This window comes from Kitasatospora sp. NPDC057223, from assembly GCF_042669755.1.
Lineage (GTDB): Bacteria > Actinomycetota > Actinomycetes > Streptomycetales > Streptomycetaceae > Kitasatospora.
Genome location: NZ_JBHUWW010000040.1, coordinates 21,615 through 45,721, shown reverse-complemented (window position 1 = coordinate 45,721; position 24,107 = coordinate 21,615). Strand labels below are relative to the sequence as shown.

Sequence of the window (24,107 nt, the reverse complement as noted above, 5' to 3'; positions counted from 1 at the left end):
AACGATTCGAGACGACACAGCCGAGGTGCCACCGTGGTGTTCCAGATGCCCGACCGATCAGGACCGGGCTTCCGGCCCAGAGTGGGCCCACCCTCGCGGCGCACGCGGGTACTGCTGCTGACCGTGGGCGTGCTCGCGGTGCTGTTCCTGCTGTTCGTCATGTTCGCCGGCTTCTGGACGGACTGGCTCTGGTTCAAGTCCGTCAGCTACTCCTCGGTCTTCACCACCCAGCTGTGGACGAAGGTCGGCCTGTTCGCCGTCGTCGGCCTGCTGATGGCGGCGTTCGTCGGCACCAACATCTGGCTGGCCCACCGGCTGCGCCCGCCGCTGTCGGCGATGTCGGTGGAGCAGCAGAGCCTGGACCGCTACCGGGCGGGCATCGCCCCGTTCAAGCGCTGGGTGCTGATCGGCGTCTCGCTGCTGATCGGCCTGGTGGCCGGCGCCGCCGCGTCCGGCCAGTGGCGGACCTGGCTGCTGTGGACGAACGCGACCTCGTTCGGCGTGAAGGACAGTCAGTTCAATCTGGACGTCTCCTTCTACGCCTTCGATCTGCCGTTCTACGAGTTCCTGCTCGGCTTCGCCTTCAGCGCGGTGATCGTCGCCCTGCTGGCCTCCGTGCTGGTGCACTACCTGTACGGGGGCCTGCGGCTGCAGGGCCCCGGGCGCCGGGCGAGTGTCGGCGCGCAGGGGCACCTGGCCGTGCTGCTCGGCCTGTTCGTCCTGCTGAAGGCCGTGGCGTACTGGCTGGACCGGTACGCGCTGGCGGTCAAGACCGGCACCTTCAAGGGCGTGGACGGCTGGACGGGCCTGCGCTACGTGGACGCCAACGCGTTCCTGCCGGCCAAGACCATCCTGTTCTTCGTCGCGATCATCTGCGCGGTGCTGTTCTTCCTGACGCCGGTGCGCCGCACCTGGGCGCCGGCGCTGATCGGCTTCGGGCTGATGGCGCTCTCGGCGGTGCTGATCGGCGGGGTCTACCCGGCGATCGTCCAGCAGTTCCAGGTCAAGCCGAACGAGCAGGCCAAGGAGACGCCGTACATCCAGAAGAACATCGACGCCACCAGGCAGGCGTACGGCATCGCGGACAGCCAGACCCAGCAGTACTCGCCGAAGGCCACCACCAACGCCGACGCCCTCAAGCCGGACGCGCAGACCATCGCGGACATCCGGCTGCTGGACCCGAACGTGGTCTCGCCGACCTTCCAGTCGATCGAGCAGCAGCGCTCGTACTACGCCTTCCCGAACACCCTGGACGTCGACCGCTACGGCAGCGGCTCCACCGCCCAGGACACCGTGATCGGCCTGCGTGAGCTCGACCTGAGCGGCGTCCAGGGCGACAAGCGGAACTGGATCAACGACCACTTCAAGTTCACCCACGGCTACGGCGCCGTCGCGGCCAAGGGAAACCAGGTCAACGACAAGGGGCAGCCGGTCTTCACCGAGTCCAGCCTGCCGGCCACCGGGTCCCTCGGGGACTACCAGCAGCGGATCTACTACGGCGAGAAGACCGGCACCTACTCGATCGTCGGCGGCTCCAACCAGGAGATCGACTACACCACCGACACCGGGGACAAGCTCTACCAGTACACCGGCGGCAGCGGCGTCTCGCTGAACAACCCGTTCACCCGGGCCGCGTACGCCGTGAAGTTCGCCGAGCCGCAGATCCTCTACGCGGGCGCCATCACCGACGGCGCCAAGGTGATCTACGACCGCACCCCCAAGGAGCGGGTCGAGAAGGTCGCACCCTGGCTCTCCATCGACGCCGACCCGTACCCCGTGGTGCAGGACGGCAAGCTGATCTGGGTGCTGGACGGCTACACCACCTCGGACGGCTACCCGTTCTCCTCGAAGACCACGCTGGGCGCCGTCACCAAGGACTCGCTCACCAACCAGCGCGGTGAGCTGCTCACCGCGGCCAACAAGGTCAACTACATCCGCAACTCGGTCAAGGCCACCGTCGACGCCTACACCGGCGAGGTCACCCTCTACCAGTGGGACGACGCCGACCCGGTGCTGAAGACCTGGATGAAGGCCTTCCCGGACACCGTCAAGCCCCGGGCCGACATCCCGGCCACCCTGATGCCGCACCTGCGCTACCCGCAGGACATGTTCAAGGTGCAGCGCGAACTGCTCGGCCAGTACCACGTGACGGACGCCGGCTCGTTCTTCAACGGCACCGACATCTGGCAGATCCCGGTCGACCCGACCAGCGACACCAAGCAGGTCCAGCCGCCGTACTACCTGACCGTCCGGATGCCCGACCCCGCGGTGACCTCGGCGAGCTTCTCGCTGACCACCACCTTCGTGCCCAGCGGCCGGGAGAACCTGGCGGCCTTCATGGCCGTCAGCGCCGACCCGGGGCCCGAGTACGGGAAGATCCGCATCCTCAAGGTGCCGGGCGACAGCAAGACCCTCGGGCCGAACCTGGTGCAGTCCCAGTTCAACTCCCGCCCCGAGGTCGCCAACCAGCTCACCCTGCTGAAGAGCGGCGGCGACTCCCAACTGGAGTACGGCAACCTGCTGACCCTCCCGGTCGGCGGCGGCCTGCTCAACGTCGAGCCGGTGTACGTGAAGGGCCGCGGCGCCAAGTACCCGGTGCTGCAGAAGGTGCTCGCGGTGTACGGGAACGACAACGTCGCGTTCGAGAACACCCTGGAGGAGGCCCTGAAGAAGGTCTTCGCCGGGGTCGCCACCGGGACGACGCCGACGGCGCCCACCGATCCGAACACGCCCACCACCACCCCGACCGCGCCGTCCGGCGGCAGCAGCGACCCGGTGGTGCAGAAGGCGCTGCAGGACGCGCAGAAGGCCATCAACGACAGCGCCCAGGCGCTGAAGGAGGGCGACTGGGTCAAGTACGGCCAGGCCCAGAAGGCGCTGCAGGACGCGGTGACCGCGGCCGTCACGGCTGAGCAGAAGGCGGGTGCGAGCCCGGCGCCCGCGCCCACGGCCACGCCTTCCGCGACCGCCCCGGTCTCGCCCTCCGCGACCCCGTAGGGCGCTGACCAGCAGCACGACGTGCACCGTGCCGGGCCGCCCGCCCGGCACGGTGCACGGCCCGCCCCGTGATCGTGCTAGAGTTCAACTACCGACGCGGGGTGGAGCAGCTCGGTAGCTCGCTGGGCTCATAACCCAGAGGTCGCAGGTTCAAATCCTGTCCCCGCTACTCAGTAGCACAGCAGGCCCGGAGGATCCGTCCTCCGGGCCTGCTGCTTTTCCCGGCCGTGGCCGGCTGCCGCCGTCCGGGCGGGCCCGCACGTGTCACCCGCCGTCCACCGCCCCGCTGTCCGCCGCCTTCGGTACTATCGAGCGTTGCCCGCCGATCCGTACCGATCGGTCGGGCGGGAGATCTGACCGGGTGTCGCCGAGGACGTCGACCACGGTGGCGCCGAGGGCGGCCGTACGCCCGGCGGGGGGAAAGTCCCGTCATCGGGGCCCGGGTAGGGTTTGCGAGGTCGAATGTCGGGAAATCGACAAAGCACTGAAGCAATCCCGCCGGCTTCGGCCCACTCAACCAAAATTGGCCGGGGCAGGTGTACGCGGGTTGCGGGTGATGCGACGATGGGACATGTGGGGGACGGAGCGCGACTGTTGACCGGTCGTCGGCTCCGGCGCACCCCCGGCAGATGCCGCGACACTCTGGGGGAGCGGGAGTCGGCATGAAGCTGATCGGAAAGAACGGATCAGGGACCAAACCCGTCACGAGCGAACCGGACACCGAGGCCTGGGCGGAGAGCGCCGAGAGCGCGGAGGACCGGCCCGGCGCGCTGCCCGCCCAGCGCACCAGCGGCCTGACGGACCGTAGGCAGCCGGCCGGCTACGGCCCGGACAGCCTCGTCCACGTCTCCGCCCAGCAGTTCGCCGCCGGTATCGGCCCCTACGCCGACCGGCAGGGCACGCCGGACGGCGGCGCCGGGCCCGACCGCGAGGGCTCCGACGGCCCCTCCTTCGACGGCGACACCTTCGAGACCGCCCTCGCCGCCCGCGAACAGGCCGCCCTGGAGGGCCGGCACCGGCAGGCCGCCGAGGACGGCGACCCGGAGGCCGCCAGCCGGCTCGGCGCGCTGCTGCTGCGCCGCGGCGACCTGGAGGACGCCGAGCAGTACCTGCGCAGCGCCGCCGCCGCTGGGCTGCGCGCCGCCGCCAACAACCTCGGCGTACTGCTGCACCAGCAGGGCCACCGGGCCGAGGCCGCCCAGTGGTGGCGGCAGGCCGCCGTGGCCGGCAGCGCGCCCGCCGCGCACGCGCTCGGCCTGCAACTGCGCGACCAGGGCGAGGAGGAGGCCGCCGAGTACTGGCTGCACTTCGCCGCCGACCACGGCCACCCGCTCGGGGCGTACGCGCTGGGCGACCTGATGGAGCACCGGCGTGACGTGCGCGCCGAGCGCTGGTTCAAGGTGTCCGCCGACGCCGGCCACCGCGAGGCCGCGTACCGCCTCGCCCGGATGCGCGAGGCGGCCGGCGACAAGGACACCGCCGAGACCTGGTACCGCACCGCCGCCGCCCGCAGCCACGCCCGCGCCGCGCTGCGCCTCGGCGTGCTGCTGGAGGACCGCGGCCAGGGCGATCCGGCGCTGCTGGACGAGGCGGCCCGCTGGTACCGGCAGTCCGCGCAGAACGGCGAGCCGCGGGCGGCCTGCGCCCTCGGCTTCCTGCTGCGCGACTCCGGCGACCTCGCGGCGGCCGCCGAATGGTGGCAGGAGGCCGCCGAGGCGGGCGACGGCAACGCGGCGAACGCGCTCGGCGCCCTGCACGCGGGCCGCGGCGAGGCCGCCACCGCCGAGCACTGGTACCGCACGGCGCTGGACGCCGGCGACCAGAACGGCGCGTTCAACCTCGGGCTGCTCTGCGCCGGCGTGGGCCGCGACCAGCAGGCCGAGCAGTGGTACCGGCGCGCCGCGTACGCCGGGCACCGGGAGGCCTGCAACGCGCTGGCCGTCGTGCTGCTCCAGCGCGGTGACGAGTCGGGCGCCGAGCCGTGGTTCTCCAAGGCCGCCGAGGCCGGCAGCGTGGACGGTGCCTTCAACCTGGGCGTCCTGCACGCCGGGCGCGGGGAGCAGCAGCAGGCGCACGAGTGGTACGCGCGCGCTGCCGCCGAGGGGCACGGCGAGGCGGCGCTGCAACTCGCGGTCGCCCAGGAGCAGCGCGGCAACCTCCCCGGCGCGCTGGAGCGCTACCGGCAGGCGGCGGGCGGCGGCAGCGCCGAGGGAACCTTCCGGCTGGCCTCACTGCTGGACCGGCGCGGGGACGCGGACGCCGAGGCCGAGCACTGGTACGCCGTCGCGGCCGACGCGGGCCACCGCCGGGCGCAGGTGCGGATGGGTGTGCGGGCGGCCGAGCGCGGCGCGCTGGAGATCGCGGAGAGCTGGTACCGCCGGGCGGCGGAGGCCGGCAGCCGCAGTGCGGCGTTCAACCTCGGCCTGCTGCTGGCCCGGCAGGACAGCGAGGCCGAGGCGATGCTCTGGTACACCCGGGCGGCCGACGCCGGCCACGGGCGGGCGGCGCTCCGGCTCGCCCTGCTGGCGCTGCGGCGCGGGGAGCCCGTGCAGGCGGAGAACTGGTGCCGGCGGGCGGCCGACTACGGCCCGGCCGAGGTGGCCGAGCGGGCCGGGCGGCTGCTGGGTGCGCTGCACGCCGAGCTGAGCGCCTGAGCGCCCGGCCGCCCCGGGGGTGAAGGGGTGCTGAAGGACTGCCGAGGGACTACTGGCAGTTCGGACAGAGCCCTCGGTAGGTGACCTCGGCGCCCCACACGGTGAAGCCGAACCGCTGGTCGGCGGGGAGTTCGGCGACCGGGTCGCCGAGCGGGTGGACGTCGCGGATCGCGCCGCAGCCCGAGCAGATCAGGTGCTGGTGGGCGTGGTGGGCGTTCGGGTCGTACCGCTTGGCCCGCCCGTCGGTGGCGACCTCCATCACCTCGCCGAGGGTCACCATCTCGCCGAGGGTGTTGTAGACCGTCGCCCGGCTGATCTCGGGGAGCCGGGAGACGGCGCGCGCGTGCACCTCGTCGGCCGTCAGGTGGACGTGGTCGCCGTCGAGCACCTCGGCCACGACACGCCGCTGCGCGGTCAGTCGCCATCCGCGCTCGCGAAGTCGTTCCAGCAGGTCACTCATGAGGGCAAGGGTAGCAAGGGGCTCCATCCTTCGGAACATGTCCGAACTTCGTATCAGTGTTGACTTAGACAAAGTCCAAGCTAGGCTGATCCCCGTCACGACCGGATAACGCGCGGAGGCTTCCCGATGACTGCCCAGGACGAGCTGCGACCCACCCTGACCACGGAGGCGGGCGCGCCCGTGGCCGACAACCAGAACTCGGAGACCGCCGGCATAGGCGGCCCGGCTCTGATCCAGGACCAGCAGCTCTTCGAGAAGCTCGCCCACTTCAACCGCGAGCGCATCCCGGAGCGCGTGGTGCACGCCCGCGGCGCCGGCGCCTACGGCACGTTCACGGTGACCGCCGACGTGACGGCGTACACCCGGGCGAAGTTCCTGGCCGAGGTCGGCAAGGAGACCGAGACCTTCCTGCGCTTCTCCACCGTGGCCGGCAACCTCGGCTCGGCCGACGCCGTCCGCGACCCGCGCGGCTTCGCGCTGAAGTTCTACACCGAGGACGGCAACTACGACCTCGTCGGGAACAACACCCCGGTGTTCTTCATCAAGGACGCCATCAAGTTCCCGGACTTCATCCACACCCAGAAGCGCGACCCGTACACCGGCTCGCAGGAGGCCGACAACGTCTGGGACTTCTGGGGCCTGTCGCCCGAGGCGACCCACCAGGTGACCTGGCTCTTCGGTGACCGCGGCATCCCCGCGACGCTGCGCCACACCGACGGCTTCGGCTCGCACACCTTCCAGTGGCAGAACGAGGCCGGCGAGTACTTCTGGGTGAAGTACCACTTCAAGACCGACCAGGGCATCAAGAACCTCACCAGCGAGGAGGCGGCCGTCCTCGCGGGCACCGACCCCGACTCGCACCAGCGCGACCTGCGCGAGGCGATCGAGCGCGGAGACTTCCCGAGCTGGACGGTCAGCGTCCAGATCATGCCGGCGGCCGACGCGGCGACGTACCGCTTCAACCCGTTCGACCTGACCAAGGTCTGGCCGCACGCCGACTACCCGCTGGTCGAGTTCGGCAAGCTGGAGCTCAACCGCAACCCCGACAACGTCTTCGCCGAGGTCGAGCAGTCGATCTTCTCGCCGTCGCACTTCGTGCCCGGCATCGGCCCGTCCCCGGACAAGATGCTCCAGGGCCGCCTGTTCGCTTACGCGGACGCCCACCGCTACCGCGTCGGCGTCAACGCCGACCACCTGCCGGTGAACCGCCCGCACGCCACCGAGGCGCGCACCAACAGCCGCGACGGCTACCTGTACGACGGCCGCCACGGCCGTCAGAAGAACTACGAGCCGAACAGCTTCGGCGGCCCCGTCGAGACCGGCCGGCCGCTCTGGGCCGCGACCCCCGTCACCGGCGCCACCGGCAACCACGAGGCGCCCTCGCACAGCGAGGACAACGACTTCGTCCAGGCCGGCAACCTCTACCGCCTCATCAGCGAGGACGAGAAGGCCCGCCTGATCGCCAACCTGGCCGGCTTCATCGCCAAGGTCTCGGCCGACCGCGACGACATCGTCGAGCGGGCGATCGAGAACTTCCGCCAGGCCGACGCCGACTACGGCCAGCGCCTGGAGGCGGCCGTCCGCGAGCTGCGCAAGCAGTAGCAGCCGCCCCACGAACAGCGGGCCCCGGGACAGTTGCCACCCCACTGCCCGGGGCCCGCACCCATGCCCGCGGCCGGCCGGCCGCAGGCCCTCACAGCCGCAGCAGCCCGTCCCGGATCCGCTCCAGCAGGGCCACCGACGGGTTCTCGTCCGGATTCCCGGACCGGTGGATCCGGACGTAGCGCTCCGCCGCCAGGTCCGCCACCAGCACCCGGGCCACCCCGAGCGGGGTCGGCAGCAGCGCCGCCAACTCGGCCACCGAGCGCGGGTACTGGCAGAGCTCGACGATCCGGTGCCGTTCGAAGCCGAGCGGTGCGCTCAGCGCCGACGGCGGGGCCGACACCAGCGTCTCCAGCCGCAGCTCCCCGGTGACCGGGCTGGTCCGGCCGGCGGTGACGATGAACGGACGGACCACCTCGCCGGTCTCGTACTCGCCGGCGTCCATCACTGCGCCTCACCCACCAGGACGGGCCGGGCCGGCGAGGCCAGCAGCGCGCCCGGCAGCAGCACCGTCGCCGTCACGCCGCGCACCGGCGAGGGCGTCAGCCGGACCTGCGCGCCGAGCCGGACGGCGAGCCGGCCGACCACGTAGTGCCCGAGCAGCCCCGAACTGCCGACCAGGAAGCTCTCCTGCCCGGCGAGGCGGGCGTTGGCCCGCTCCAGACCGGCCTCGGACAGGCCGGTTCCGTGGTCGACGACGGCGACCAGGTACCCGGCGCCGCCGAGCCGCGCGAAGACCTCGACGTCGGTGTCCGGCGCGGAGGCGGCGAGCGCGTTCTCGATCAGCTCGGCCAGCAGGTGCGCCACCTCGGCGACCGCCCCGCCGTCCAGCAGCGCCTCGTCCACCTGGCGGAGCACCACCCGCCGGTAGTCCTCCACCTCGCCCAGCGCCGCCCGGACGACGTCCCCCATGCCGACCGGCCGGGCCCAGCGGCGCGGGCTGGGCTCGCCGACCAGGACGAGGACGCTCTCGGCGTTGCGCCGCATCCGGGTCGCCAGGTGGTCCAGCTCGAACAGGTTGGCCAGCACGCCCGGGTCGTGCTCGGTGCGCTCCAGGCCGGAGAGGAAACCGAGCTGACGGGTCACCAGGGTCTGGTTGCGACGGCCCAGGCCGGCCAGCGAGCGAGTGCTGTTGCGCTGCAGGACGGACTGCTCCACGGCGAGCCGCACGGCCGTCTGCGCGAGCCGGTCCAGCGCGGTGCCGACCTCGGCCAGCTCCTCCGCCCGGCCGGGGCGCTCCGGGACGGGCAGGACGGCGACCTCGGCGAGGTCCTGGTCGGGCCCGGCCCCCTGGATCCGCGCGACCGCGTCCGGCAGCACCCGGTCGGCGAGGCCGCCGGCCTCGGCGGCCAGCGCGGCCAGCGGGCGGGTGACCGAGCGGGTGGCGGCCAGGCCGAGGGCCCCCGCGCCGAGGGCCGCGGCCAGGGCGAGCGCGACGTCCAGGGCCAGGGAGCGCAGGGCCGCCGAGCGCAGTTCGTCCGCCCGGGCCAGGCTCTCCTGCGCGGCCTGTGCCCCGACCTGCTGCAGGTCGTCGACGAGGGTGCTCGCCGCCCGCCACCAGTCGGCCGGGGCCACCGGCAGGCGGTCGGCGGCGTAGCCGGCCAGGGCCTGCTGCTCCATCCCGGCGACGGTGACCGCGGCCGGCGTCCGCAGCGCGGCGTCCAGCGCGCTCGTCCGGGCGGCCGTGGCGGTGCGCGGGACCTGAGCCAGTGCGGCGTTCCTGACCGCCGTGATCCGGACGAATGACGGGTAGTCGGCGCCCTTGAACGCGCCGGCGGCCAGCACCCCGTTGAGCGTGCCCCGCTCCAGCGCGGCCGCTTCGGTGGCGTCGGTCAGCGCCCGCAGGGTGGACAGCGAGGCCTGCAGGCGGTCGTCGCCCGAGGCGCCGAGCCCGGCGAAGGCGGCCGAGGTGAGGCCGGTGATCGCGTCGGTGAAGAAGGCGAGGGCGTCGGCCCGGCTCGCGGTGCCGGTGTCGGCCCGCCCGCGCAGCTCGGCGAGCCGGGCGAGGCCGGACAGCGCGGACCGGACGCCGCCGGCACCGGGCGGGCCGGCCGCGAGGCGCTGGTCCAGCGCCAGGCGGGCCCGGTCGGCCCCGGCCCGCCGGCTGCCGAGCTGGGCCCGGAAGCCCTCGTCGCCGCCGAGCAGACCGGCGGTCAGGCCGCGTTCCAGCTGGAGCTGGTGGACCAGGCTCTCGGTGGTGACGGCCAGCGCCACCCGGTCACTGCTCCGGCCGGCCTCGGAGTACCGGGCGGCCTGCCCGGCGGTGCCGAGCGAGGCCAGCACCACCAGGGCCCCGGTGGGCAGCGCCAGCAGCAGGGCGAGCCGGTGGCGGATGGTGCGGATGCGGAAGGTACGCACGTCGGGGATCCCCTAGGCGGGCGGCCCGGCGTGGTGGGCGCACGGGGGAGTGGGGCGCGGCTGCGGAACCGGCCTTGGCCCGACGAGCGTAGGACGCGGTGATTGCCGCCGGGTTGCCGTGAACCCAGTACTGCCCAGCGGCAGTTGATGAGCAGTCGGCAACCCGGCGGACCAGCCGCCGAAACACGTCCGTCAGACGCCCCGCCCCAGCGGGGTCAGACGCTCAGCCGGCGCAGCACCTCGTCGTGCAGGATGCCGTTGGTGGCCACCGCGTCCGCGCCGCCGGGGCCTGCGACGCCGTCCAGGCCGGTGAAGCGGCCGCCGGCCTCCTGGACGACGATGCACGGCGCGGCCATGTCCCACAGGCTCAGCTCGGGCTCGGCGGCGATGTCCACGGCGCCCTCGGCCAGCATCATGTACGACCAGAAGTCCCCGTACGCGCGGGTGCGCCAGCAGGCCCGGGTGAGGTCCAGGAACGGGTCGAGGCGTCCGCGCTCCTCCCAGCCGCTGAGCGAGGAGAAGGACAGCGAGGCGTCCGCCAGGCCGGAGACCCCGGAGACGTGGATCCGGGAGGCCTTGGCCAGGCTGCGCCCCGCGTAGGCGCCGAGGCCCTCGGCGGCCCACCAGCGGCGGTTCAGGGCGGGGGCCGACACCATGCCGACGACCGGCCGCTCCTCGCCGTCCGCGCCGGTCTCCAGCAGGGCGATCAGGGTGGCCCAGACGGGCACGCCGCGGATGTAGTTCTTGGTGCCGTCGATCGGGTCGATCACCCAGCGGCGCGGGCCGGAGCCCTGCATGCCGAACTCCTCGCCGTACACGGCGTCACGCGGGCGGGCCCGCTGGAGCACACCGCGAAGGTGCTCCTCGGTGGCCTTGTCGGCGTCGCTGACGGGCGTCAGGTCGGGCTTGGTCTCGACCTTGAGGTCCAGCGCCCGGAAGCGCTCCAGGGTGATCGAGTCGGCCGAGTCGGCGAGGACGTGGGCGAGGCGGAGATCGTCGTGGTAGTCGGCCATGGTCGAAACAGTAGCGAGGCCCCCGCCGGATCGACAGCCGGGCCCGCCCGCCGGACGGGAGCTGTTTTTCCCGGCCCCGGGTCAGTGCCCGCTGCCGCTGAGCTGGAGGCCGACCACGCCGGCGATCACCAGGCTGATCGAGACCAGCTTCAGCACGGAGGAGGACTCCTCCAGGAAGAGCATCCCGTAGATCGCGGTGCCGGCCGCGCCGATGCCGGTCCAGACCGCGTAGGCGCTGCCCACCGGCAGGGTCTTGAGGGAGAGGGTGAGCAGGCCGAAGCTGCCGAGCGCGAACGCGCAGAAGCCGATGGTGGGCCAGAGTTTGGTGAAGCCCTCGCTGAGTTTCAGGTTGATCGCGAAACCTGTCTCCAGCAGGCCGGCGAGGATCACCATGGCCCATGCCATCGCGCTGACTCCCTGTCGGTCGACGTGTCGGGCCGATGCCGGCCGACTTTCCTATGATCACCAGAGTCGGGCGGTCCGACACCTCGGGAGGCACCGCGATCCGGTCCGCCCGCCGCGCGCGCCGCCGGTCAGTCGCCCTCGCGCAGGTCCTTGGAGGAGAGCAGCCGCCGCAGCGAGTACAGCCGGGCCTGCTCGGCGTGGCCGTCCGCGACCCAGGCGTCCAGGGCGCAGTCCTTCTCGTCGTGGCTGCACGCCCGCGGGCAGTCCGCCGTCCCCGGCTCCAGGTCGGGGAACGCCAGGATCACCCGGGACGGGTCGATGTGCGACAGCCCGAAGGAGCGGAAGCCCGGGGTGTCGATCACCCAGCCCGGATCGAGCGCCTTCTTCGAGCCGGGCTTCGCCCCCGGCGGCGGCGGCAGCCGCAGGGCCAGCGCCGAGACGGTGGTGTGCCGGCCGCGGCCGGTCACCGCGTTGACCACGCCGGTGGACCGCTGGTGCAGCGGCACCAGGGCGTTGACCAGCGTGGTCTTGCCCACCCCCGAGTGCCCGATGAACACGGTCGAACGCCCGCGCAGATGCGCCCGGACGGCCTCCGCGCCCTCGGTGGCCAGCTCGTCCCGGCGGGTCACCACGTAGGAGATGCCGAGCGGCGCGTACGCCTCCAGCAGCGGCGTCGCCGACGCCAGGTCGGCCTTGGTGAGCACCAGGATCGGCTCCATGCCGGCGTCGTACGCCGCGACCAGGCAGCGGTCGATCAGCCGGGGCCGGGGCTCCGGGTCGGCCAGCGCCGTGACGATGGCCAGCTGCTGCGCGTTGGCGACCACGATCCGCTCGTACGGGTCGTCGTCGTCCGCGGTGCGCCGCAGGACGGACGTGCGCTCCTCCACCCGGACGATCCGGGCCAGCGTGTCGGGCTCGCCCGAGAGGTCGCCGACGACGTTCACGACGTCGCCGACCACCACCCCCTTGCGGCCCAGCTCGCGGGCCTTCATGGCGATGACCTCGCGCTCGTTCTTCGTGCCCGCGTCGACCAGGCAGGTGAGCCTGCCCCGGTCGACGGTGAGGATCATCGCCTCGGCGGCGTCATCGTGGGTGGGCCGGATCCGCGTCCGGGGCCGGGAGCCCTTGCGGCCCGGCCGGTTGCGGATGTCGTCCTCGTCGGCGTCCTTGCCGTAACGGCGCATGTGCCCAGTCTCCGCTCAGGCCCCCGCCGCCGCTCCCGCGCCGGCGTCGGCCGGCGCTCCCGCCAGCAGGTCGTGCCACATCTGCGGGAAGTCCGGGAGGGTCTTCGCGGTGGTGGCGACGTTCTCCACCTCCACGCCCGCGACGGCCAGGCCGAGCACCGCGGCGGCGGTGGCCAGCCGGTGGTCCTCGTAGGTGTGGAAGACGCCGCCGTGCAGCGGGCGCGGCCGGATCCGCAGGCCGTCCTCGGTCTCGGTGACGTCGCCGCCGAGGTCGTTGATCTCCTTGGCGAGCGCCGCGAGGCGGTCGGTCTCGTGCAGGCGCAGGTGGGCGATGCCGTACAGGTGGGACTCGGAGTCGGCCAGCGCGGCGACCGCGGCGATCACCGGGGTGAGCTCGCCGACGTCGTGCAGGTCGGCCTCGATGCCGCGGATCCGGCCGGTGCCGGTGAACTCCAGGCCCTCCTGCACGAACCGGCAGCTGCCGCCCATCTGCGTGTAGATCTCGCGCAGCTGGTCGCCGGGCTGGCTGGTGTGCCTGGGCCAGTCGCGGACGGTCACCCGGCCGCCGGTGACCAGCGCGGCGGCGAAGAACGGCGCGGCGTTGGAGAGGTCCGGCTCGACCACCATGTCGCGGCCGAGCAGCGCGCCGGGGGTGACCCGCCAGACGTCCTTCTCGCCGCCGTCCTCCGGCGCGTCGACCTGGACGCCCGCGAGGCGCAGCATCTCGACCGTCATCCGGATGTGCGGGAGCGAGGGCACCGGGCCGCCGACGTGCCGCACCTCCACCCCCTGGTTGTACCGCGCGCCGGAGAGCAGCAGCGCGGAGACGAACTGCGAGGAGGACGAGGCGTCCAGCTCGACCGGCCCGCCGTCCAGCGCGCCCGAGCCGTGCACGGTGAGCGGGAAGGAGCCGCGGCCGCCGTCGTCGATCCGGGCGCCCAGCGCGCGCAGGGCGTTGATCACGCCGTGCTGGGGGCGCTCGTACGAGCGGGGGTCGCCGTCGAAGTGCACCGGGCCGTCGGCCAGCACGGCCAGCGGCGGCAGGAAGCGCATCACCGTACCGGCGTTGCCGACGTCCACCCGGGCCGGGCCGCGCAGCACCGGCGCCGGGATGACCCGCCAGGCCTCGCCGCCGCCGCTGCCGCCGGTGGCGTTGTTGACCGTCTCCTCGATGCCGACGCCGAGTGCCCGCAGGCCGTCGGCCATCAGCTGGGAGTCCCGGCTGCGCAGCGGGCGGCGCACCCAGCCGGGCTCGCCGGCCAGCGCGGCCAGCAGCAGCGCTCGGTTGGTGACCGACTTGGAGCCGGGGATGGTGACGGTCGCGTCAACGGCGGCGGTCGCGACGGGGGCGGGCCACAGGATGTCGGTCATGGGGCTCAGTTTAGGGGCCGCACGCGGACGGCCCTCGCGCCTACCCGAATGGCGGGACGCCGCCCGCCAGCGCGTCTCCGGCCAGCCAGCTGCCGCCCAGCGCCAGGGAGGCCAGTGCCACCACCAGGAAGAGGGTCACCCAGATGATCGCGGTGACGCCGGTCAACCTGCCGAGCTGGTCGGCGTCCGAGTCGCGGGCACCGCCGTGCCGGCGCTTGCGCTGGAGCTCGGCCACCGGGCGGACCCCGCCGAGCAGCAGGAACCAGACGCCCAGGTAGGCGAAGGCCGCCTGCAGCTGGCTGCTGCCGTACCAGGACACCACGAAGAACGCGGCGCCGGTGACGACCACCGAGAGCAGTCCGAAGGCGTTCCGGGTCATGATCAGCAGGCAGGCCAGCAGGAGGATCGAGATCCACAGCAGCGCGGTGATGTGGCCCGCCGCCAGCAGGGCGGCGCCGCCCAGGCCCAGCAGCGACGGCGCGGTGTACCCGGCCGCTGCGGTGAGGATCATGCCGGGGCCGGTGGGCCGGCCGGAGGAGACGGTCAGGCCCGAGGTGTCCGAGTGCAGCCGGATGCCGGAGAGCCGCCGGCCGGTCAGCAGGGCGACCAGGCCGTGGCCGCCCTCGTGGGCGATGGTCACCACGTTGCGGGTGAGCCGCCACACCGGGTGCGGGAGCACCGCGAGCAGGGCGGCGACCGCGCTGCCCAGGGCGATCCAGGTCGGCGGGGCGGGCTGGGTGCCGAGGACGCGGTCCCACACGTCGGCGATGCTGTGTCCGTCCATACCTGCGGGTCCCGCCTCCGGTCGTGCTCGTCGCTGGCCCCGCGGTGGCGGGGGTGGCAGCCTCCCACGGCAGGACGGCTCCCGGGTAGCGGTCGGTTCTCATGACGGGATGAAGAAGTGCTGAGCGGGCCGGTCGTGGCAAGCTGACGGCATGTGCGGTCGATTCGCCTCCACCAACAGTCCCGAGGACCTGGTCGAGATCTTCGGTGTCGAGCACTGGGACCCTGCCGAGACCCTGGCACCCAGCTGGAACGTCGCGCCGACCGGTTCGGCGTTCGCGGTGCTGGAGCGGCTTCCCCGGGGCGGCCCGCCGCAGCCGCTGCGGCAGCTGCGGGTGCTGCGCTGGGGCCTGGTGCCCGCCTGGTCGAAGTCCCCGGAGTCGGCGGTCAAGATGATCAACGCCCGGGCCGAGACCGTCCACGAGAAGCCGTCCTACCGGCAGGCCTTCGCGTCCCGGCGCTGCATCCTCCCGGTCGACGGCTACTACGAGTGGCAGACCCGGCCGGGCGGTGGCAGCAGGCCGCAGAAGCAGCCGTTCTTCGTCAGCCGCACCGACGGCGGCGTGCTCGCCCTGGCCGGCCTCTACGAGTTCTGGCGCGACCGCCGCCACCCCGCCGACCACCCCGACGCCTGGCTGGTGACGTGCAGCATCGTCACCACCGCCGCCGAGGAACTGCTCGCCCCGATCCACGAGCGGATGCCGCTCTTCCTCGACCCGGCCGCCTGGGACGACTGGCTCGACCCCGCACTGGACGACCCGGACGCGCTGCGCCCGCTGCTCGTACCGCCCGGGCCCGGCGCGCTCCAGGCCGTACCGGTGGCGGCCGCCGTCGGCAGCATCCGCAACAACGGACCGGAACTGACCCGCCCGCTGAGCGCCGACGAACTCGTGACGACGCTCTTCTGATCCCGGATCCTCCGGCCGTCCCGTCCTTCTGACCACCTTCTCCGGTACGGAGCCAGCCCCATGTCCGAGCCCGTTGTCGTTCCCACCCCCGCCGGCGACGCCCGGATCACCTACGCCCCGGCCGTCGGCACCGCCAGGGCCCTGCTCGCACTCGGGCACGGCGCCGGGGGCGGCATCGAGGCCCGGGACCTGCGGGCGCTGGCCGCCGCACTGCCGCCGCTCGGGATCACCGTCGCCCTGGTCGAGCAGCCCTGGCGGGTGGCCGGCCGGCGGCTGGCCCCGGCGCCGAAGACCCTGGACGCGGGCTGGCTGCCGGTCGCCGCGCACCTCGCGGAGCAGGGCCCGCCGCTGGTGGTCGGCGGCCGCAGCGCCGGCGCCCGGGTCGCCTGCCGCACCGGAGCCGCGAGCGGCGCCGTCGGCGTCGTCGCGCTGGCCTTCCCGCTGCACCCGCCGGGCCGGCCCGAGAGGAGCCGGGCGGAGGAACTGCTCGGCTGCGGCCTGCCGGCCCTGGTCGTGCAGAGCGCGGCCGACCCCTTCGGCGGCCCCGACGAGTTCCCGGCACTGCCGGAGGGGCAGACGCTGGCGGCGATCCCGTACGGAAGCCACGGTTTCGAGGTGCCGAAGCGGGCGCCGGTGGGGCAGGCCGAGGTGCTGGAGATGATCACGGACGCGGTGGGCGCCTGGGTCCTCGCGCTGGTCGGGCCCGCCGCCGCCCGGTAGCGGCACCCGCCGGGGAATGCCTGCGGGGGCGTCGTGGTTGACAAGGTCGTCAGCTTCAGACCCGGTGGAAAGGCAGTGCAGATGGGTTCGATCGCGTGCCCCGAGCGGCCTGACGAGCGCGCGGCCGGAAACGGCCTGGTGCCGTCCTGGTCGGAATGGCTTGTCGCGGGCGAGAAGCCCGTCAGCCCGATATCCTCCATTTCGGGACGGCCCGCCGTGGGCCGGGCCCGTAACGCCGAGGAGGTGGGTCCGGTCGTCGGGACCGAGCACGAGGCCGACCCGGGCAGGGACCCGGGTGAGAGCGGCCTGCCCGCGGGCGAGGCGCTCACCGGCGAGGAGCTGGCCGAGGCGATCGGCGAGGACACCTTCAGGGTGTCCGCGGAGGAGAGCGAAGAAGCCCGGCGGGACCGCTTCGAGCGTGACGCCCTGGGCTTCCTGGACCCGATGTACTCGGCGGCCCTGCGGATGACCCGCAACCCGGCCGACGCCGAGGACCTGCTCCAGGAGGCGTTCGCGAAGGCGTACGCGTCGTTCCACCAGTTCCGTGAGGGCACCAACCTCAAGGCCTGGCTGTACCGCATCCTCACCAACACGTTCATCAACTCGTACCGCAAGAAGCAGCGCGAACCCCAGCGGACGGCCGCCGAGGAGATCGAGGACTGGCAGCTGGCGCGCGCCGAGTCGCACATGTCGACCGGCCTGCGCTCCGCCGAGACCCAGGCGCTCGACCACCTGCCCGACAGCGACGTGAAGGACGCCCTCCAGGCCATCCCCGAGGAGTTCCGGATCGCCGTCTATCTCGCGGACGTCGAGGGGTTTGCGTACAAGGAGATCGCGGACATCATGGGTACACCCATCGGTACGGTGATGTCCCGTCTGCACCGCGGCCGCCGCCAGCTGCGCGGCATGCTGGAGGACTACGCCCGTGACCGCGGGCTCGTCCCGGCCGGCACCGGGGCAGGGCAGGAAGCGAAGGGCTCGGGCTCATGAGCTGCGGCGATCCGCACGACACGGAGTGTGGCGAGGTCCTCGACCACCTCTACGAATTCCTCGACAACGAGATGGCCGAGGGCGACTGCGCCAAGCTGCGCGTGCACTTCGACGAGTGCTCGCCCTGCCTGGAGAAGTACGGGCTGGAGCAGGCCATAAAGGCGCTGATCAAGCGCTCCTGCGGCTGCGACGACACCCCGGCCGACCTCCGCGGCAAGGTGCTCGCCCGGATCGACTCGATCCGGGCCGGGCAGCGGATCGGCGAGGCGATCGTGGTGACCGTCGAGACCACGACGACCGTCACGGCCGCGCAGGCCGTCGGCCCCCCGGCCGAGGAGCCCGGCGGCTCCGCCCCGTACGCGGCCGCCGAGGCCCGCACCTCGGTGGAGTGACACCGGGCGTGCCATCCGCACGACCACAGGGCACACGAGGGCCCCGGGACGACGTCCCGGGGCCCTCCGCCGTTCCCGCGCGTCCGTCCGCGGCCAGGCCCGCGAACGCCCGCCCCTGGCACGCGTTTCACTCGTTCGGGTGAGTTGATGGTGCGCCAGCAGGCCCGTTGCGCGATCATGCGCCGCCACGCCGGGGCGGAGGCCTATCCTCCTGACGGACACCCGCCGCCGCGCCATCCGACGCGTCGAGGGCGGCGTGGACCAGGACGGCGGGGGAGGTCGAGATCGCAACCGACAACGAGGACCCGGAGCTGCCGGCCGCAGCCGTGCGCTACCTCGTCCTGCTGCCCGTCCTCACCCTGGCGCTCCTCGCGTACTGCTGCGCGCTGCCGCTGCTGCCCGCCGCCGCCCGGGCCGGCCTGCCCGGCTGGCTCGGCGCACCCGCCGACTGGCCCAGGGCCGCCCTGCTCGCCGTGATGCACGCCTGCTGGGAGTCCCTCGCCCGGGGGCTTCCCACGCCCTGCCTGCGACTGCTGCGCCGGCTGCGGGAACGGCTGCACGGCCGCCCGCCCGCCCCGCTCCAGTCCGCCGCCCGGCCGTGCGGCGGCACCTTCTTCCCGGTGCTGTTCGCCGGGCTGCTGATGCTCCCGCCCGCCGCCGCCGCGCTCGTCGCCGTCCCGGCCGCGCTCGCGGTGCCCGCCGAACCGCCGGGCACCGCGCGCAGGCTGTGGAACGGCGCGCAGCTCGCGCTGGCCGCGTTCACCGCCGCCTGCGCCTTCCACCTGCTGGGCGGCCCGCGACTGCTGCTCGGCGTGCGCTTCCCCGGGGCGCTGCTGCCCGCGTTCGCGGCCGTCGCGGTGTTCTGCCTCGTCAACGGCCTCCTGGTGGGCGCCATGCTCGCGCTCGCCGAGCGCCGCCCGCCGGCCGCGGTGCTCCGCGGCGCGGTGTCCCCGCTCGGCCTGCCCGTCCTGGTGCACGCGGCCGGCGGGCTGATGGTCGCCGTCCTCTGGCAGGGCCCGTACGGCGCCTTCGCGGCGCTGCTCGCCCTGCTGCCGCTGTCCATCTCGGCCTGGGTGCTGGCCCAGGGCCACCGCGAGCGGGACGCCCACCAGGCGACCGTCGGAGCCCTCGTCCAGGCCGTCGAGATCAAGGACGCGTACACCCGCGGGCACAGCGAACGCGTCGGCCGGGCCTCGGTGCTGATCGCCCGCCAGCTCGGGATGGAGGCGGGCCGGCTGCGGACCCTGCGCTTCGCGGGCATCCTGCACGACGTCGGCAAACTCGGCGTCGCCACCGAGCTGCTGCGCCGCAACGGCCCGCTGACCGAGGACGAGCGCCGGGCGGTCGAGTTCCACCCGGTGTACGGCCACGACCTCGTGTGCGGGATCGCCTTCCTCGGCGAGGCGCACGCCGGCATCCTGCACCACCACGAGCGGATGGACGGCCGGGGCTACCCGAGCGGGCTGGCGGGGGAGCGGATCCCGGAGTTCGCCCGGATCATCTCGGTCGCGGACGCCTTCGACTCGATGACCTCCACCCGCTCGTACCGGCGCGGCCGGCCGGTCACCGAGGCCGTCGCCGAGCTGGAGCGCTGCGCGGGCAGCCAGTTCGACCCGGTGATGGTCCGGGCGCTGGTCGCCGCCGTCGGCGAGCACGGCTGGCAGCCCGCACTGCCCCCGCCCGGCGGCTGGGCGGGCGAGGTGCCGGACATCCCGCTCGGCGTCCCCGAGCCCGCCCGCGGCGCACCGCCGCGGATCCCCGCCCAGGGGGACGCCGTGCCGCTGGGCGGGCCGGCGTGAGCGCCGCGCACCGGCTGCCGCACGGGCCGCAGCGGGTCGCCGTCGTGCACGCCGCCGCCGGGGCGCTGCTGGCCGCGGCCTTCGCCTCGGTGCTGGCCCGCGGTGTCCCGCAGCCCGGGGTGGCGCTCGCCTTCGCGCTGCTGATCGCGGTCGGCGAATGCGTCCGGATCACCCTTCCCGGGGACCGCGAGCAGGCCCCGATCGGCGCCGCCGCCGCCCTCGCGTACGCGCTGCTGGGCCCGCTGCGCGGGCTGCCGACCACGCACGGCGTGATGCAGGTGGTCGCCGTCGCCGGGGCCGGCAGCCTGCTCGCCGCCCTCCCGCAGGCCCTCCCGCAGCTCCTCCCCGGGCCGTTGCGCCGGCACCGCAGGCGGCCCTGGGCCGATCCCGCCCGGCGGGACACCGCCGCCCGCCGGCTGCTCACCGTCGGCTTCGCCGCGGCCGTCTTCCAGCCGCTCTACAACGGCGGGCTGCTCGACCGGCTGCCCCTGGCCGGCCCCGCCTACGGGGTGTTCCTGACCCTGGTGGCCGCCCTTGCCGCGCTCTGCGACGCGACCCTCGCCGCCGCCCTGCACGGGGCCAGGACGGGCCTGCGGTTCCCCGCCGCGCTGGAGGACGAGCTGCGCGCGCTGCCCGGCATCGGCTCGGCCATCGTGGCCACCGGGATGCTGGTCAGCCTGGCCGCCGGCGAGGTCGGCCTGTGGGCGCTGCCGCTGTTCTGCGCGCCGCTGCTGCTCGCCCAGCTCTCCTTCCGCCGGGCGGCGGCCATCCGGGCCACCACCGGCCAGACCATCGCCACGCTGTCCCGCGCCACCGAGGTGGCCGGCTACACCCCGCCCGGCCACGCGCGGCGGGTCGCCGACACCGCCTGCGCGCTCGGCCGTGAGCTGGGCCTGGGCACCCGGGAACTCGCTCTGCTGGAGTACGCCGCGCTGATGCACGACATCGGCCAGCTCTCGCTCGTCGAGCCGGTCCCGGACGGCGCCACCGCGCTGCTGCCCGCGGCGGAGCAGCAGCGGATCGCCCGGCTCGGCAGCGAGGTGATCAGCCGGACGGGAGTGCCCCGCCAGGTCGCCGAGCAGGTCGCCCGGCTCGCCGACCCCTGCCACGGCCCGGACGGCGGCTACGACCGCTCGCTGCCGCTGGCCGCCCGGATCATCCGGGTCGCCAACGCCCACGACGACCTGCTCACCGCCGCCCGCGGCCGGGGCGTGCCCTGCCCGGCGGGGCGGCTGGAGGCGCTGGAGGCGCTCCGGCTGGAACGCGGCCGGTCGTACGACCCCCGGGTGGTCGAGGCGCTGGCCAGGATGGGCAGCCGGGCGCGCGAGCCCGCCCCGGGCCCCCGTCCGGCCTCCGGGCGCGGGGAGCGCCGCCGGCGGTGACCGTGGTTGGATGCGGTCGTAGCGTGGAACACCCGATCCGGGGCGCGGGTTCAGCACTTCGGGCCCGGTCGTCCGCTGCCGTGGGCTTGCGGTCCGGGGCCCGCGGTGCGGGACTGGCGTAGCGGGGCCGGCGGTGCGGGGCAGGCCGGCCCGTGGCCCGGCGATCGGCAGTGGGCAGAGCAGGCAGGCAGGGCAGCAGAGCAGCAGGGCAGACCAGCAGGACCTACGAGCGGGACCAAGCGGACGACAACGGCAGGGACGAACGTGAGGATCTTCCACCGGACACGGCACCGGCCGTCCGCCACCTGGCGGCAGACGACCGACCGGGCCTTCACGCTGATCGGCGACGGCCGCTACGAGGACGCCGGCGCACTGCTCGTGATGGCCGCGGACCTGGAGCCCTGGCTCTCCGACTCCTGGTTCAACCTGGCGCTGCTGCACAAGTTCCGCCGCGACTGGGAGCAGGCCAGAGCCGCCGGCCTGCGCGCCGTCGCCCTGCTGGACCGCGAGCACGGCGCCGCCGACTGGTGGAACCTCGGCATCACCGCCACCGCGCTGCAGGACTGGCCGCTGGCCCACCGGGCCTGGCAGGCGTACGGGCTGAAGCTGCCCGGGCGCACCGGTGCGCCGCTGAACAGCCCGGTCAGCCTGGACCTCGGCACCACCCCGGTGCGGCTCTCCCCGGAGGGCGAGTCCGAGGTGGTCTGGGGCCGCCGGCTCGACCCGGCCCGGATCGAGGTGCTCTCCATCCCGCTGCCGTCCTCGGGCCGCCGCTGGGGCGAGGTGGTGCTGCACGACGGCGCCCCGCACGGCGAGCGGGTCGCCGACGGCGCGGCCTACCCCGTCTTCGACGAGATCGAGCTCTGGGCGCCCTCCCCGGTGCCCACGTACGTGGTGCTGCTGCACGCCGCCACCACCGACGACCGGGACGCCCTGGAGCGCCTGGTCGCCGAGGCGGGGTACGCGGCCGAGGACTGGACCTCCTCCGTCCGGCTGCTCTGCCGCGCCTGTTCGGAGAGCCGGATGCCCACCGACGACGGCCGCACCGCCCACCACGACCCGCACGACGACGGCGACGCCGCCCACCCCGGGCACCTGAGCCACCTCAGCCAGGGGGCCGGCGGGCTGGCCTGGCTGGCCGAGCGGGAGTGCGGCATCGCGGCGCCGGCCGGGCTGGTCCGGGTGCTGCTCGACCGCTGGGTGGCGGCGGCGCCGGGCAGCCGGGCCTACCGCGACCTGGAGGAGGTCTGCTGAGGCGGGCCCGCTCCTTCCCCGGGTAAGGGACGTGGGCCCGCCGGGGGCCGTACCCTTGAGCGGACACCTCGGCAGACCCATGGGAAGCGGAAGAATCGATGGCGGAGCAGCACGACCACACCCACGAGCACGACCACGAGCACGGCGGGGAGCAGGCCGGTCAGGCCGCACCGCTGAAGGTGGTCGGTGAGGAGCCGGACCTCTCCAAGGGCACCGCCCGCCCGATCACCGTGGTCGGCAATCCCGTCCTGCACCACGAGTGCAAGGACGTCGTCTCCTTCGACGCCGCCCTCTCGACGCTGATCGACGACATGTTCGTCTCGATGTACGCGGCGGAGGGCGTCGGCCTGGCGGCCAACCAGATCGGCGTGGACGCCAAGGTCTTCGTCTACGACTGCCCGGACGACGAGGGCGTGCGCTACATCGGCCACGTCGTCAACCCGGTGCTGGAGGAGCTCCCGGCCGCGCGCCGGGTGCTGGACGACAGCAACGAGGGCTGCCTGTCCGTCCCCACCGCCTACGCGGAGCTGGCCCGCCCCGACTTCGCGGCGGTGACCGGCCAGGACAAGGACGGCAACGCGATCCGGGTGGAGGGCACCGGCTTCTTCGCCCGCTGCCTCCAGCACGAGACCGACCACCTGTACGGCCAGCTGTACATCGACCGGCTCTCCAAGCGCGACCGCAAGGACGCGCTCAAGCAGATGGCCGAGGGCACCGCGAAGTACGCCACGGTTCCCAACGACTGACGCCGTGACAGGCAGGAGGGCCCGGTACCGCGGATCCGCGGTGCCGGGCCCTCCTGCCTGCGGGCCTAGAAGTCGTCGTCGAAGGCGACCGAGCCCTCGACGGCCACCTGGTAGGCGGACACCCGGCGCTCGAAGAAGTTGGTCAGCTCCTGGACGTTCTGCAGCTCCATGAACCCGAACGGGTTGCTGGAGCCGTAGCGGACCGGCATGCCGAGGCGGGCGAGCCGCTGGTCGGCGACGGTCTGCAGGTACTCCCGCATCGACGCGGTGTTCATGCCGGGCAGGCCCTCGCCGCAGAGGTCCTGGGCGAACTGGAGCTCGGCCTCGACGGCCTCCTCCAGCATCTCGGTGACCTGCTTGGCCATCTCGTCGTCGAAGAGGTCCGGCTCCTCGGAGCGGACGGTGTCGACCACCGAGAAGGCGAAGTCCATGTGCATGGACTCGTCCCGGAACACCCAGTTGGTGCCGGTGGCCAGGCCGTGCAGCAGGCCGCGGCTGCGGAACCAGTACACGTACGCGAAGGCGCCGTAGAAGAACAGGCCCTCGACGCAGGCCGCGAAGCAGATCAGGTTCAGCAGGAACGCGCGGCGGTCGTCCTTGGTCTGCAGCGAGTCGATGTGGTCGACCGCGTTCATGTACTTGAAGCAGAACTGCGCCTTCTGGCGGATGGAGGGGATGCTCTCCACCGCGTCGAAGGCCGCCGCGCGGTCGTCCGGATCGGGCAGGTAGGTGTCGAGCAGCGTCAGGTAGAACTGGACGTGCACGGCCTCCTCGAACAGCTGCCGGGACAGGTAGAGCCGGGCCTCGGGGGAGTTGATGTGCTTGTAGAGGCTCAGCACCACGTTGTTGGACACGATCGAGTCACCGGTCGCGAAGAAGGCGACCAGCCGGCCGATCATGTGCCGCTCGCCCTCGCTGAGCTTGGCGAGGTCGGCGACGTCGGAGTGCAGGTCCACCTCCTCGACGGTCCAGGTGTTCTTGATCGCGTCCCGGTAGCGGTCGTAGAACGACGGGTAGCGCATCGGACGCAGCGTCAGCTCGAAACCGGGGTCGAGCAGCATCTTCTCGCGGCCGGGCGCGTCGAAGTCG

20 protein-coding genes and 1 tRNA gene are annotated in these 24,107 nt (G+C 73.7%); 12 read left to right on the top strand and 9 right to left on the bottom strand.

The annotated features are described in order from the left end of the window. Positions 1–45: 45 nt before the first annotated feature. From ACFUK0_RS16795 to ACFUK0_RS16785, 3 genes are all read left to right on the top strand, one after another. The gene (locus tag ACFUK0_RS16795) at positions 46–2,997 is read left to right on the top strand and encodes a UPF0182 family protein (RefSeq protein ID WP_380250712.1); all 2,952 of its coding nucleotides are present in this window, start codon (positions 46–48) and stop codon (positions 2,995–2,997) included. A gap of 95 nt (positions 2,998–3,092) precedes the next feature. Continuing rightward, positions 3,093–3,166, top strand: a tRNA-Met gene (locus ACFUK0_RS16790). Between the two features lie 493 nt (positions 3,167–3,659). After that, positions 3,660–5,651 (top strand): sel1 repeat family protein, encoded by a 1,992-nt coding sequence (locus ACFUK0_RS16785; protein ID WP_380250710.1) that lies wholly within the window; start codon positions 3,660–3,662, stop codon positions 5,649–5,651. A gap of 49 nt (positions 5,652–5,700) precedes the next feature. Here the strand turns inward: ACFUK0_RS16785 and ACFUK0_RS16780 are convergent, their stop codons facing one another. Next, positions 5,701–6,111 (bottom strand): Fur family transcriptional regulator, encoded by a 411-nt coding sequence (locus tag ACFUK0_RS16780; protein ID WP_380250708.1) that lies wholly within the window; start codon positions 6,109–6,111, stop codon positions 5,701–5,703. Positions 6,112–6,237: 126 nt separating this feature from the next. On the opposite strand from ACFUK0_RS16780, the gene ACFUK0_RS16775 reads away from it, so the two are divergent. Further along, a complete protein-coding gene (locus ACFUK0_RS16775; protein WP_380250706.1) occupies positions 6,238–7,713 on the top strand; it encodes a catalase in 1,476 nt (491 codons plus the stop codon). A 91-nt stretch (positions 7,714–7,804) separates the two neighbouring features. Here ACFUK0_RS16775 and ACFUK0_RS16770 read toward each other — a convergent pair whose 3' ends face one another. From ACFUK0_RS16770 to ACFUK0_RS16740, 7 genes are all read right to left on the bottom strand, one after another. Then, positions 7,805–8,158, bottom strand: a complete 354-nt coding sequence (locus tag ACFUK0_RS16770; RefSeq protein WP_380250704.1) for a DUF742 domain-containing protein — start codon at positions 8,156–8,158, stop codon at positions 7,805–7,807. Beyond that, entirely contained in the window at positions 8,158–10,071 is a 1,914-nt protein-coding gene (locus ACFUK0_RS16765) for a nitrate- and nitrite sensing domain-containing protein (RefSeq protein WP_380250702.1), read from the bottom strand. Before ACFUK0_RS16765 ends, ACFUK0_RS16770 begins: the two co-directional genes overlap by 1 nt. Before the next feature lie 215 nt (positions 10,072–10,286). Next, positions 10,287–11,084 carry a histidinol-phosphatase gene (gene hisN, locus ACFUK0_RS16760; RefSeq protein WP_380250700.1) on the bottom strand — a complete coding sequence of 266 codons (798 nt, stop codon included), beginning with the start codon at positions 11,082–11,084 and terminating at the stop codon, positions 10,287–10,289. 81 nt (positions 11,085–11,165) lie between these two features. After that, positions 11,166–11,489, bottom strand: a complete 324-nt coding sequence (locus tag ACFUK0_RS16755) for a DMT family transporter (RefSeq protein ID WP_380250698.1) — start codon at positions 11,487–11,489, stop codon at positions 11,166–11,168. Positions 11,490–11,617: 128 nt separating this feature from the next. Then, positions 11,618–12,673 carry a ribosome small subunit-dependent GTPase A gene (rsgA, locus tag ACFUK0_RS16750; RefSeq protein ID WP_380250696.1) on the bottom strand — a complete coding sequence of 352 codons (1,056 nt, stop codon included), beginning with the start codon at positions 12,671–12,673 and terminating at the stop codon, positions 11,618–11,620. Positions 12,674–12,688: 15 nt separating this feature from the next. Next, complete coding sequence (gene aroA, locus ACFUK0_RS16745) at positions 12,689–14,044, bottom strand: 3-phosphoshikimate 1-carboxyvinyltransferase (protein ID WP_380250694.1); 1,356 nt, start codon at positions 14,042–14,044, stop codon at positions 12,689–12,691. Between the two features lie 40 nt (positions 14,045–14,084). Next, positions 14,085–14,828, bottom strand: a complete 744-nt coding sequence (locus ACFUK0_RS16740) for a M50 family metallopeptidase (RefSeq protein WP_380250692.1) — start codon at positions 14,826–14,828, stop codon at positions 14,085–14,087. Positions 14,829–14,979: 151 nt separating this feature from the next. On the opposite strand from ACFUK0_RS16740, the gene ACFUK0_RS16735 reads away from it, so the two are divergent. The 8 genes from ACFUK0_RS16735 (at position 14,980) to def (ending at position 23,018) form a co-directional block, all read left to right on the top strand. Beyond that, a complete protein-coding gene (locus tag ACFUK0_RS16735) occupies positions 14,980–15,735 on the top strand; it encodes an SOS response-associated peptidase (protein ID WP_380250690.1) in 756 nt (251 codons plus the stop codon). A 60-nt stretch (positions 15,736–15,795) separates the two neighbouring features. Then, positions 15,796–16,455 carry an alpha/beta family hydrolase gene (locus tag ACFUK0_RS16730; RefSeq protein ID WP_380250688.1) on the top strand — a complete coding sequence of 220 codons (660 nt, stop codon included), beginning with the start codon at positions 15,796–15,798 and terminating at the stop codon, positions 16,453–16,455. Positions 16,456–16,698: 243 nt separating this feature from the next. Continuing rightward, on the top strand, positions 16,699–17,445 hold the full coding sequence (locus tag ACFUK0_RS16725) for a sigma-70 family RNA polymerase sigma factor (protein WP_380250742.1): 747 nt from the start codon (positions 16,699–16,701) through the stop codon (positions 17,443–17,445). Next, positions 17,442–17,837: a mycothiol system anti-sigma-R factor gene (rsrA, locus tag ACFUK0_RS16720; RefSeq protein ID WP_380250686.1), complete on the top strand. Its 396-nt coding sequence runs from the start codon at positions 17,442–17,444 to the stop codon at positions 17,835–17,837. Before ACFUK0_RS16725 ends, rsrA begins: the two co-directional genes overlap by 4 nt. 326 nt (positions 17,838–18,163) lie before the next feature. Next, positions 18,164–19,636, top strand: coding sequence for an HD-GYP domain-containing protein (locus ACFUK0_RS16715; protein WP_380250684.1), 1,473 nt, complete (start codon positions 18,164–18,166; stop codon positions 19,634–19,636). After that, on the top strand, positions 19,633–21,018 hold the full coding sequence (locus tag ACFUK0_RS16710) for an HD-GYP domain-containing protein (protein ID WP_380250682.1): 1,386 nt from the start codon (positions 19,633–19,635) through the stop codon (positions 21,016–21,018). Before ACFUK0_RS16715 ends, ACFUK0_RS16710 begins: the two co-directional genes overlap by 4 nt. 264 nt (positions 21,019–21,282) lie before the next feature. After that, on the top strand, positions 21,283–22,272 hold the full coding sequence (locus ACFUK0_RS16705) for a tetratricopeptide repeat protein (protein ID WP_380250680.1): 990 nt from the start codon (positions 21,283–21,285) through the stop codon (positions 22,270–22,272). A 98-nt stretch (positions 22,273–22,370) separates the two neighbouring features. Beyond that, positions 22,371–23,018 (top strand): peptide deformylase, encoded by a 648-nt coding sequence (gene def / locus ACFUK0_RS16700; RefSeq protein ID WP_380250678.1) that lies wholly within the window; start codon positions 22,371–22,373, stop codon positions 23,016–23,018. Between the two features lie 65 nt (positions 23,019–23,083). Here def and ACFUK0_RS16695 read toward each other — a convergent pair whose 3' ends face one another. Further along, complete coding sequence (locus ACFUK0_RS16695; RefSeq protein WP_380250740.1) at positions 23,084–24,079, bottom strand: ribonucleotide-diphosphate reductase subunit beta; 996 nt, start codon at positions 24,077–24,079, stop codon at positions 23,084–23,086. Positions 24,080–24,107 lie beyond the last annotated feature (28 nt).